This is a genomic window from Vallitaleaceae bacterium 9-2 (genome assembly GCA_038396585.1).
Classification (GTDB): domain Bacteria; phylum Bacillota; class Clostridia; order Lachnospirales; family Vallitaleaceae; genus UBA1351.
Window position 1 is genome coordinate 323069 of record CP121691.1, and the last position, 11886, is coordinate 334954.

The following is an 11886-nucleotide window of genomic DNA, read 5'->3' on the forward strand; positions in this document are numbered from 1 at the left end:
TGCGCGCGATTTATTTATTCGTGGAGGTAGAAAAGATGAATAAAGCAATGCTAGAAACACTTGAATTTTATAAAATACTCGAAAACATCGAAGGCTTTGCGATTGCTGATGAAGCAAAAGCTATCATTCGAAAGATTACGCCAACAACAGATTATGAGCGTATCGAGCAACAGATGGAAGAGACGACGCAGGCACGCAACATTTTAAATGCATCGACATCAATTCCTTTATTAGGCAATAATCATATTGAACAGCTTCTTATCAAGGTAGAAAAAAACGGTATTTTACAACCGGAAGAACTTGAAAGTATGTACCATATGATGGTGACAACGGACAAGATGAAGCGATTTATGCAAGAGCAACAGTTTTTGGCGCCGACGATTACAGCGTATGCTTTGAGCATGTATGAGTATAAGGAGATAAAAGAAGAAATCAATCGATGTATTTATCAACATCGTGTGGATGATAAAGCGAGTCCAAACCTTGGAAAAATCCGAAAGCAAAAGCAGATTGTCGAAGGACGTATGAAGACAAAGCTTGAGACAATGACTAGCTCAGCGAAGATAAAAAAATATCTACAAGATAATACGGTAACCATGAAAAACAATCGATATGTTCTTCAAGTAAAAGCCAATTATAAGCAGATGATTCCAGGAACAATCGTTGAAAAATCAACGACGGGATCGACTTATTTTGTTGAACCGATAGCGATTAGTCGATACCAAGAGGAGCTACAGCAGCTTGTGGTTGAAGAAGAGCAGGAGATTTATCAGATTTTAGCGTATTTAACTGCATTGATCTATGAGCAGATGGTAGGTATCAAAATCACACTTGAGACATTTATTACCTATGACGTTATTTTTGCAAAGGCAAAATATAGTCAATCCATTAATGCAAGGAGTGTAAAGTTAAATACGGATAACCGTATTCATATTGTTCAGGGACGTCATCCTCTTTTGGGACATGAAGCGGTAGCACTTGACTTTGACATTGGTGTAGGTTATCAAGGACTGGTTATCACCGGTCCAAACACAGGCGGGAAAACAGTAGCGCTAAAAACAGTAGGACTTTTTACAGCGATGGTGCAATCAGGAATTCATGTACCGGTGGATGAAGGAAGTGAATTTGCGATATACGGACAAATCCTTGTTGATATTGGTGATGGTCAAAGTATTGAGCAATCTTTGAGTACATTTTCGGCACATATTCAGCAAATCATCCGAATTCTCAAATCGGCAAATCCGTATAGCCTCGTTATCTTAGATGAGATTGGCTCAGGAACAGACCCTGTAGAAGGTGAGGGCTTAGCCATAGCTATACTAGAGAAGCTCTACGAACAAGGTGCTACTATTTTAGCAACGAGCCATTATGGCCAAGTTAAAACGTTTGCCAAAGAACATGTAGGATTTATCAATGGCAAGATGGACTTTGATGTAGTCTCTCTTCAACCGACGTATCAGTTAATTATGGGAGAGGCAGGAGAAAGTAATGCTTTTGTCATAGCGCTAAGGCTTGGCATGGAAGAACAGTTAATTCAACGTGCACACATAAAGACGTATAACAAACCATATCAACGTTTTGAAAGCCATAACATCAGTGCGCCCAAGCAAATAGTAACAGGAATAAAAGCTAAAAAACCAAAAACAATCAAAGCGATAGATGCTAAAGTGACAGAGGACGATAATAAGAGACTAGCTTCACAAGAGAATATACAAATACGTCCCTATCAGCAAGGAGATCAGGTAGAGATTGCATCTATGCATGCCAAAGGTATTGTATATGAACAAGAAAATCATAAACAAGAAGTTACCGTGTTGGTTAAGGATAAAAAAGTAACCCTGCATCGACGGATGTTAACGCTTAAAATAGCAGCAGAACAACTATACCCAGAAGGTTATGATTTTGACATTCTATTCAAGTCAAAAGCATATCGCAAAAATAATAAATTAATGAGTCGAAAATATGTAAAGAACCAAAGTTATGAAATTGACCCGAATGACTTATAGTCGAGGAACACAATTCCCATATGTACGAGAATCTGTTATGATATAGGGTATAACGAATGTATGGATATGGGAGGATTACCATGATGAATTTAGCTAAACTCAATGATAAAATCCGGACACTTCAACACGAAATTGAAGGCAACAAAGTGTTGATTGATCGGCTTCATAGTGCAAAAAAATCACTCAAAGAGCGCGAAGATGAAAAAAAACATATTGAACAACGACTGAAAAAAGAAGAAAAAGATGTAGCGATGCTAAAAGGTTTAAGCTTTGCCAATCTTTGGCATACGCTAGTCAATAACAAGACGGAGCGTATGCATGAGGAAGAAAAAGATGTTCTTAAAGTTAAACAAGAACTTGATCGTATTGATGCCGAAATCATCGCAGAGCAAGAAGAGATTCAGCGCGTAGAAGGACAAGTCCAATCCTTGGATCAGCTTGAAGATGGCTATAAAGCCCTTATTCAAGAAAAAAAGACAGCACTAGAAAATAGCGGTAGTGATGTATGGGAAAAAATAGAAATGATTGAACATCAAGTTGAAGAAATTTTACATCAGATAAAAGAACTTGGGGAGGCGCTACATGAAGGAGAAAAAGCGCTAAGTCAATCCGATGATATATTAAGTTCCTTACAATCGGCGGCAAATTGGGGAACATATGACATGTTTGGTGGCGGAATGCTTGCAACGATGGCAAAACGTAGTCACATGGATGAAGCACAGAAAAAAATATATACATTCCAAAACACCCTGCGACGCTATAATCAAGAGTTGCAAGATGTGGGAGAGGCATATTTGGAAGCGTTTTCACATGATGGATTTTTACGATTTGCCGATTGGTTTTTTGATGGATTCTTTGTGGATTGGACGGTGCAAAGTGAGATCAATCAAGCCAAAGATCAAGTAAGTCAGACCAAACAGGCAATTTGCAATCTCCAACAACAGCTGAATCAGCAATTTCAAGAGTGTGAAAAGAAAATGGAGCGGCTATTACGTGAAGAAGAAGCACTTGTTGTTAATGCAGAAGAATAATGTTAGAATAGGTGTGCATTAGTAAGATTAAGGAAGGTGGAATTATGGATAAAATACAAGATTATTTTGAATTTATGAAATCTGCGACGACAGCAGTACAAAGTATAGATACAGTAAAACAAAGGTTTAATGCCAAGGGTTTTACTGAAATTAAACTGGAAGACTTATGGATGCTAGAACCAGGCAAAAAATACTATGTGTCACCTTATCCATCCATGATGATTGCATTTACCATGGGAAAAGCTCGATTTATAACCAAAGGCTTCAACATTATTGCCGCACATACAGATAATCCGGCGCTTCGTATTAAACCTGAACCGGAAGTGGTTGAAGAAGGGATGCTTACCCTTAATGTTGAAAAGTATGGAGGTCCGATATTAAATACATGGTTTGATCGTCCCCTTTCAATTGCAGGACGAGTAGCAGTAAAAAGCGAAGAGATTTTAAAACCGAACATACTGCATGTGGACTTAAAGCGTCCGATTATGACCTTGCCTAATATTGCAATACATATGAATAAGACGGTCAACAAAGGACAAGAGATTAAGATACAAAAAGAGATGCAACCTTTACTAACGAATTTAGTTGAAGAGCAAGTAGGTAAAGATTATCTATTGAATATTATCGCAGATGAGTTAAATATTCATCCTTCTGAGATTCTGGATATGGACCTTTTTGTCTATTGTGCAGAAGAAGGCATTGTTGTAGGGGCAAATGAAGAATATATCTCATGCCCTCGTATTGATGATTTGGCCATGGTCTATGCGGCAATGGAAGCGCTTATTGAATCCGATCACCATGAAGGCATTAACATGGCTGTCTTTTTTGATCATGAAGAGATTGGAAGTATGACGAAGCAAGGCGCAGATTCTATGTTGCTTGCTACGGTTATAGAGCGTATTCGTATGGGTATGAATCGAACCCAAGAACAGTTTTCAAGACAGACCATGGAAAGCTTTGTCATATCAGCGGATGGAGCACATGGATTACATCCAAATTATAAGGAAAAAAATGATATAACCAATAAACCAATTATCAACGGAGGAATTGCCATTAAGATTAGTGGGAATAAATCGTATGCATCTGATGTAGAGTCTATTGCCGCTTTTCAACAACTATGCGACTATGCAGGCGTCAAATATCAAAAATTTATTAATCACTCAGATGAAGCCGGAGGAAAAACACTGGGACCATTATTGACACAATATATGCCGGTGCATGTTGTAGATGTTGGAGTACCTATGCTTGCAATGCACTCAACACGTGAGCTTATGGGTAGGGAAGACTTCTTAGACACCCTTGAGATTTTCAAAAGTTTTTATAAAATGCACGACTAAATATCAAATATGTATGGGAATGATAATTGCGTTGCATCACTTTGAAGCGTATGCTATAATATATGGTAATTAATACTACATCTCGATTTGCGAGAAAGAGAAGGAGATAAACTTCATGAAATACAAAATTATAGGTGATAGCTCATGTGATATAAGTGATGCAATGCGTCAAGAGATGAGTATAGAGTTGGTTCCGCTGACGCTCGAAGTGGATGGCGTACGTTATGTGGATGATGATACTTTGGATGTGGCTTATTATATGCAAAAAGCAAATGCCAGTTCCACAGTACCAAAATCTTCTTGTCCATCTCCCGATGATTACATGCAGGCGATGGCGGGGGAAGAAGATGGCGTGTTCGTTATCACTTTAAGTTCAGAATTAAGTGGAAGCTATGGCAGTGCAATGCTAGCAAAAACAATGGTTCAAGAAAAAAATCCTGAAAAGAAAATTCATATTATCAATAGTCGAAGTGCATGTTCTGGTGAGGCGCTACTCGCACTAAAGCTCTATGAATGTACTCAATCAAACATGGAGTTTGAAGATATTGTAGAGGAGATAGAAGCGTTTCGTGATGCGATGCAGACCGTTTTTGTACTTGAACGTATTGATCATTTGCAAAAAGCAGGACGTATGTCAAAAATGAAAGCAACGATTGCCAATATGCTTCATATCAAGTTGATTCTTCGTGCAACAGACAAAGGTGAGATTGACCTTGTGTCACAGGCAAGAGGAACAAAAAAAGCCATAGATAAAATGATCAAATCCATTGGAGAAATTGGAACGGTAACCAAAGATAAGGTTGTTGTCATCGCCCATTGCCAGGCTCAAGAACGTGGTGAGCAGGTTAGAGAAAAAGTCCAAGAGCTTTATGAGTTTAAGGAAGTCATTCTTGTGGCGATGCGAGGGTTAAGTTCTAATTATGCTAATATTGGTGGAATTGTAATAGCCTATTAAAAAAGAGTCAAGCAAAAGAACGTATGTGATAATAGAGAAAAAGATGTGTGCAATACATTGCATTCATCTTTTTTTGTTCTGTAATGGGGAACTTTACATGAACATTCACCTATACATTATAGGGCATATTTCCTTTCTTGCTTTCTTAAGGAAGTAAGGGTATAATGTGGGTGTGACTTTTGAGAAGTAAAGAGTTAATGTGATTATTAATAGAAAGGTAAGGAATTCATTGAAGATATATTTTGACGTACATACGCACACGACAGCAAGTGGACATGCTTATAGCTCACTTGAAGAAAACATACGTGTTGCCAAAGAAAAAGGATTGACCTACTATGGTGTGTCGGACCATGCACCGATGATGCCGGGGTCAACGCATTTGTTTTATTTTCAAAATCTAAAGGTATTGCCACGCAAGATGTATGGTGTTAATATCTTACGTGGTGTAGAAGCCAATATCATTGATGAGGATGGACGTATTGATATGCTGCCTTCTGGGTTAGAACATCTAGACTATGTTATTGCAAGTCTACATCCGCCATGCATTGATTATGGAACGATAGAAGCCAATACCAATGCCATCATTGGTGCCATTAAGAATCCAAAAGTAAATATCATCGGTCACCCGGATGATAGCCGATATCCCTTGGATTATGAAAAAATCGTTAAAGCAGCTAAAGAGTACAAAGTCATGCTTGAGATTAATAATAGCTCTTTGGTTCCGGGAAGTTTTCGTGCGGGAGCTAAGGAGAATGTACAGACCATCTTAAAGTGGGCAAAAGTATATCAGGTTCCGGTTATCTTAAGCTCAGATGCCCATGTGTCATGTGACGTAGGAAATTTTGACTATGCGTTAGAGGCGATTGAAGAAGCAGAGTTCCCAGAAGAACTTGTGATTAACACAAATGTTGACCTGTTTTTAAACTATATCGCTTTACGTTATTAATTTAATGTGATAAAATTTAGGTATAACCTTATTTAAAGGAGAATAGATATGAGCAAAAAGATAAAATCCGAGGAAGTCGATCTTCTATTTCAATCTGTCCTTGCACTAGAGACGATTGAAGAATGCTATTTGTTTTTTGAAGATGTATGCACAGTCAATGAATTACATTCATTAGCACAACGTCTTCAGGTGGCAAAAATGTTAAGAGGACAACATACATATTTAGAGATAGCAGAAAAAACCGGAGCTTCAACAGCAACAATTAGTCGAGTGAATCGCTCACTTAACTATGGGAATGACGGATATGATATGGTCTTTCAACGTATAAACATCGAAGAACAAGAGTAAGAAGGACATATTTTGACAGACTAATTCATGACGAGTTAGTCTGTTTTTGAGTTTAATGAAGAAAAAAGCGAGGAGGTCGTAAGCATGTACAGTATTAATCTCTTATTTGTAGAAGATGATGAGCGAATCCGAGAAATTGTACGCAAATATTTTGAAAAAGAGTCATTTCATCTGTATGAAGCGGGAACAGGAAAACAAGCACAGCAATTATTAGAAGAACAAGACTTTCATTTGATTATTTTAGATGTCATGTTACCGGATACAGATGGTTGGTCGCTACTTAAGGGGATTCGAAGAGAAAAAGATGTTCCTGTAATTATGCTTACGGCGCGTAGCGAGGAAGAGGACAAGCTATTTGGGTTTGAGCTTGGCGCAGATGACTATATCACAAAGCCTTTTAGTACACGCTTACTCTTAGCAAGGGTCAAAGCAGTACTTAAGCGCAATAATATTCAATCGGTTCATCATGAGATTCAGATAAATGGTATACGCATGAATAAAGACTATCGACAGGTCTATGTCGGTGATCAAAAACTGGATTTGACTCCTATTGAGTATAGTCTCTTAATGTATTTTATGGATAACTTAAATATTGCCCTAAGCCGAAATCAAATCTTAAATCATGTTTGGGGATATGATTATTTTGGTGATGAGCGCACGGTAGATACGCATGTCAAACGGTTGCGAAAAAAACTGCTTACTCAAAGCGATTGTATTGAAACGATTCGTGGACATGGATATAGGATGGTGAAGGACGAATGAAAAGATCAATAGCCAGGCAGATATTTATGGTTTTTTTAGGATTTGTTATCGCCTTATTTATTTTTTCAGGGATAGCGATACGTTTTTTTCTTCCAAACTATTACCGCAATCAAAAAATGAATGAACTGGAATCTTATACCCAGATGATTATTGAAGCCAAAGACCAGAATAAAGCGCTAGAAGAAATCATTGTTCTGTTTGATCAAATGCGCCAAGAGATTGGTGGAGAGGTATATACGATTGATGGGAAAGGGCAGGCAAGCGACATGTTTCGCCGGGGATTAGGACGCAATCGTCCAACGCTTGAACATAACTATACATGGGAAGAAGATATTCTCAGTGAAACCTATGAGAATAAGCTAGGCGTTCGCATCTATGCCTTTGGTATCATATATGATAATCAACGCCTTGTGTATGAAGTATCCATCACTTCCCTTGAAGAAGCAGTACATGTAATGATGCAGTTTTTTGTCTACTTGTTTGTCATTGGATTGATGATAAGTGTGATTGGAGCGTTTTTTATCTCAAGGCAGATCTCTAAACCCATACAAGAATTAAATGCGCTGGCACTACAAATGAAAGATAAAAAGGTGCATGATGTGATACTGTCGACGCGAGAAGATGAAATCGGTCAGCTCAATCAGTCCCTTATGCTGATGTATCAAGAACTGTTGTCCAATATTCAGCGCCTGGAGTCTGAACTGACAAAAGAACGCGCAGTAGAAAAAATGAAAAAGCAGTTTTTAGCGCAGGCAACCCATGAATTAAAAACCCCGATTTCAGTGATTCGTGGTTATGCAGAACTGGTATATGATGGAATATATAAAGACGAGGAAGAACGAGACCACTATATAACCAGTATCTATAATGAGACAGAAGCTATTAGCGGATTGATTAATGAGATTTTAGATTTTTCTAAAATGGAAAATGGATTTTTTAAGATTTATCCAAGTGCAGTGGATACAAGTGCTTGGGCAGACCATATTATAAAAACATATGAAGAATATATTAAAATCCATGGTTTAGAGGTGGTCTGTGAGATGCGCCTTAATCATGACATGATAGACATAGACACAAACCGCATGGAGCAAGTCATAAAGAACCTTATTGCAAATGCGGTTGAACATGCGAAATCAAAGGTCATTATAACATTTGCATGGGTCAATCAGCGACTCTATATTGCTGTAGAAAATGATGGTCCACCGATTGCATCTGAAGATATGCCCTATATTTTTGACAGCTTTTACAAACGTTCCGGAAAAAAATCAGGGACAGGATTAGGACTTGCAATTGTCAAACAAATTGTTCTTCTCCATCATGGAGATTATCGCGTCGAAAACACGGAAGAAGGCGTTCGATTTACTGTGGTTATCTAGGACTTTTTCTTCGTCTTTTGGGGTGCCTCTTCTTTGAGATAGTCATCAATTAATGAAGTAATCATGTGCTTTTGGGCAGAGGCCTGTATGGTAAATAGATAGGAGGTTGCAAAGATAGAGAGCAGTTTACGCTGTTTTTCATCCTTGACATCTTTAAAGAGGTCTTGTGCAACCTTGACGGTCTCTGTCGTGTGGTTTTCAAAAAGTGAAAAATGGGCAGCTTCGGTTGCTACAATCGCATCATGAAGCTCCTTCAAATTATCAAACCCTTCGGGTTTTTTTGTCTCTTCAGACATAAACATGTCTTGAATTGGAGTTAAGAGCTCCTTAATATCTCCAATAGATAAAATCGGTTTGAGGTAGTATATAAACAGCATCAAGATAATATGATCATTGGTATATTTTTTTTGTTGGTTGGTGGCAATAAGTTATACTTACTATAGTTGTTAATCATTGTCTTGGTGAGTATCTTATCTTCGGAAGAACGCTTGAATAATCCCAAGTGTTCGTTCATAAACGTGGTCACTTGATCCATATACAAATCGATATTTGGAATATCTGCAGAAGAGATACGGTCAAAATCTTGAATCATTTTTAGTTGATCTATGATATAATCATCGAAATTTTTCTTTTCCATGATGGGCCTCCCCGGATGGTCATTATAAAAATAAACGTCGTATCTCTATATTATATAGTAATAAATACTAGATGTAAACAGAAAAAGTCAGTGTAGAATATCTGTTCGTCTTATGTTATGATATGGGGTAGAATACTCCACAAAGGGAAGGTGCACTTATGGATAAATACGCAACACTGAATGAACCGCAACGTCAGGCGGTGATGCATACGGATGGTCCATTGCTTTTATTAGCAGGAGCAGGATCAGGAAAAACACGTGTATTGACACATCGTATTGCATACTTAATTGAAGAAAAACATGTATTGCCATGGAAAATTATGGCGATTACGTTTACCAATAAAGCAGCCAAAGAAATGCGAGAGCGTGTGGACCGTCTCATTGGAGAGGGCGGTCAAGACGTCTGGGTGAGCACGTTTCACTCCTCATGTGTTCGCATCCTTCGTCGATATATCGATGAGATTGATTATGATCGTAATTTTAGTATTTATGATACCGACGATGCTAAAAAATTGATTCGTGAGATTATGAAAGAATATAATATTGACCCCAAGTATTTTAAGGAGTCTATGATCTTATCAGAAATCAGTAGTGCCAAAAACCAGCTTATCGGTCCCAAGGCTTTTCAAAAACAAGCCGAAGGCGATATGCGTAAGGAAGTCATTAGTCGTGTCTATAAGGAATATCAACAACGTTTGGTAAAAAATAACGCGTTGGATTTTGATGACCTCTTGTGTAAAACCGTTGAACTTTTTGAACAGCGACCGAAAGTCTTAGAATATTACCACAACTTGTTTAGCTACATCATGGTGGATGAGTACCAAGATACTAATGGTGTTCAGTTTCGCCTCGTAAAACTACTGGCGGATAAGCATAAGAATCTTTGTGTGGTAGGAGATGATGATCAATCGATTTATCGTTTTCGAGGGGCAGATATTCGTAACATACTGGATTTTGAATCTGTATATAAAGATGCAAAAGTTATTCGCTTAGAGCAAAACTATCGATCAACCAAGAATATCTTGGAAGCAGCAAATGAAGTGATTCGTAATAATCGAAAACGTAAGGCAAAGAAGTTATGGACGGATAATCCGGACGGGGAAAGAATCCATCATGTTCAGGTTAATTCAGAATCCGAAGAAGCTAGGTTCATTACCGATACGATTGTGCATGGAATTGAAGACGAAGGACATGAGTATTATCATTATGCCATTCTCTATCGAACCAATGCTCAGTCCCGATTATTGGAGGAAGGTCTGGTGCGTTCAGGGATTCCTTATCGATTAGTTGGCGGAGTATCATTTTATCAGCGAAAAGAGATCAAAGACATTATTGCATATCTTAAAGTGTTAAATAACAGCACAGATGAAATAGCAGCAAAACGAATTATTAATGTTCCTAAGCGAGGCATCGGTAATACCACGGTTGAACGCATTCAAGAATATGTCAGTATCAGCGGTCAGTCCTTTATGGAAGGGGTTAACGATATTGAGAGTATTCCTAATATTAGTCGAGGTAAGAAAAATGTCGCAGAATTTGCCTTGATGATGCATGAACTAAAGATTTTGGCAGATCAAGGAAAGCTTAAGCGCCTAATGGAAGAGCTACTAGAGCGTACAGGATATATCGAAAGTCTTAAGGCAGATGATCCTCTAAAAGCAGAAGAACGTTCAGATAATATCGGTGAACTGGTCTCAAAGCTGTATACTTATATAGAAGAAACTGAAGCGGCAGGGGAAGAACCAACCCTTAATGCCTTCCTGGAAGATGTTGCCCTGGTTGCAGATATTGACCAAATGGAAGATGATGATAATAAAGTTATCTTAATGACCTTACATAGTGCAAAAGGACTAGAGTTTCCTATTGTGTTTATGGCGGGAATGGAAGATGGATTGTTCCCAAGTTACATGAGTATGAACTCCGGGCTTGAAGAGGATATTGAAGAAGAGCGTCGTCTATGTTATGTAGGAATTACACGTGCCCAAGATAAGCTCTATATGACCAGCGCACGTTCTAGAATGCTCTATGGAAATACCAACTATAACCCGGTCTCCCGATTTGTCGCAGAGATTCCAAAAGAACTGCTTGATAGCAATGCGGTCTCAGGTCAAAGCGACCTAGAGAGTCAAGGTATATATAATCCTATTGAAGAACGTGCTCGCCGTAAGGCAAGTTTTAAAGAGAAACCTTACAACATGGAATCTAAGATTCCGGCACCGGAAGGCGTCGTCTTAGATTATGATGCCGGAGATTTAGTTAAGCATCCAAAATACGGCATCGGCCAGGTAAAATTGATTGAAGCTGGTGGTGCAGATTATCAAGTTACGGTGAACTTTCCAAGCCATGGTAAGAAAAAGCTGATTGCTAGTTTTGCCGGTTTAAAAAAAATATAGATAAGGTCTGTTAAAAGTTTCAACTTATGATATAATAAACATATGTATGACAAAGTAAGGAAATGTTTTTGTGGAATACAAAAAATGAGAAGGGA

The 11886-nt window shown here is 38.2% G+C and carries 11 protein-coding genes; 9 read left to right on the plus strand and 2 right to left on the minus strand.

The annotated features are described in order from the left end of the window. Positions 1-35 precede the first annotated feature (35 nt). The 8 genes from QBE53_01600 to QBE53_01635 all read left to right on the plus strand — a co-directional run bounded on the left by QBE53_01600 (position 36) and on the right by QBE53_01635 (position 8761). Complete coding sequence (locus tag QBE53_01600) at positions 36-2006, plus strand: endonuclease MutS2 (GenBank protein WZL81820.1); 1971 nt, start codon at positions 36-38, stop codon at positions 2004-2006. Positions 2007-2086: 80 nt separating this feature from the next. Then, a complete protein-coding gene (locus QBE53_01605; GenBank protein WZL81821.1) occupies positions 2087-3037 on the plus strand; it encodes a hypothetical protein in 951 nt (316 codons plus the stop codon). Between the two features lie 44 nt (positions 3038-3081). Continuing rightward, the gene (locus QBE53_01610; protein WZL81822.1) at positions 3082-4374 is read left to right on the plus strand and encodes a M18 family aminopeptidase; all 1293 of its coding nucleotides are present in this window, start codon (positions 3082-3084) and stop codon (positions 4372-4374) included. A gap of 115 nt (positions 4375-4489) precedes the next feature. Beyond that, positions 4490-5329: a DegV family protein gene (locus tag QBE53_01615; protein ID WZL81823.1), complete on the plus strand. Its 840-nt coding sequence runs from the start codon at positions 4490-4492 to the stop codon at positions 5327-5329. 229 nt (positions 5330-5558) lie between these two features. Then, positions 5559-6275, plus strand: a complete 717-nt coding sequence (locus QBE53_01620; GenBank protein ID WZL81824.1) for a phosphatase — start codon at positions 5559-5561, stop codon at positions 6273-6275. A 48-nt stretch (positions 6276-6323) separates the two neighbouring features. After that, positions 6324-6623, plus strand: a complete 300-nt coding sequence (locus QBE53_01625) for a YerC/YecD family TrpR-related protein (protein ID WZL81825.1) — start codon at positions 6324-6326, stop codon at positions 6621-6623. Positions 6624-6707: 84 nt separating this feature from the next. Next, positions 6708-7385: a response regulator transcription factor gene (locus QBE53_01630; GenBank protein ID WZL81826.1), complete on the plus strand. Its 678-nt coding sequence runs from the start codon at positions 6708-6710 to the stop codon at positions 7383-7385. Continuing rightward, entirely contained in the window at positions 7382-8761 is a 1380-nt protein-coding gene (locus QBE53_01635) for a HAMP domain-containing sensor histidine kinase (protein WZL81827.1), read from the plus strand. The genes QBE53_01630 and QBE53_01635 overlap by 4 nt, the downstream gene beginning before the upstream one ends. Here QBE53_01635 and QBE53_01640 read toward each other — a convergent pair. Together QBE53_01640 and QBE53_01645 are read right to left on the minus strand one after the other, a co-directional pair. Then, complete coding sequence (locus tag QBE53_01640; GenBank protein WZL81828.1) at positions 8758-9057, minus strand: hypothetical protein; 300 nt, start codon at positions 9055-9057, stop codon at positions 8758-8760. The two genes, QBE53_01635 and QBE53_01640, sit on opposite strands and share 4 nt — an antisense overlap. Before the next feature lie 80 nt (positions 9058-9137). Then, positions 9138-9398, minus strand: a complete 261-nt coding sequence (locus tag QBE53_01645; protein ID WZL81829.1) for a DUF1836 domain-containing protein — start codon at positions 9396-9398, stop codon at positions 9138-9140. A gap of 158 nt (positions 9399-9556) precedes the next feature. Between QBE53_01645 and pcrA the strand changes: the two genes are divergently transcribed. Beyond that, positions 9557-11791 (plus strand): DNA helicase PcrA, encoded by a 2235-nt coding sequence (gene pcrA / locus QBE53_01650; protein ID WZL81830.1) that lies wholly within the window; start codon positions 9557-9559, stop codon positions 11789-11791. The last annotated feature ends 95 nt before the right edge of the window (positions 11792-11886 follow it).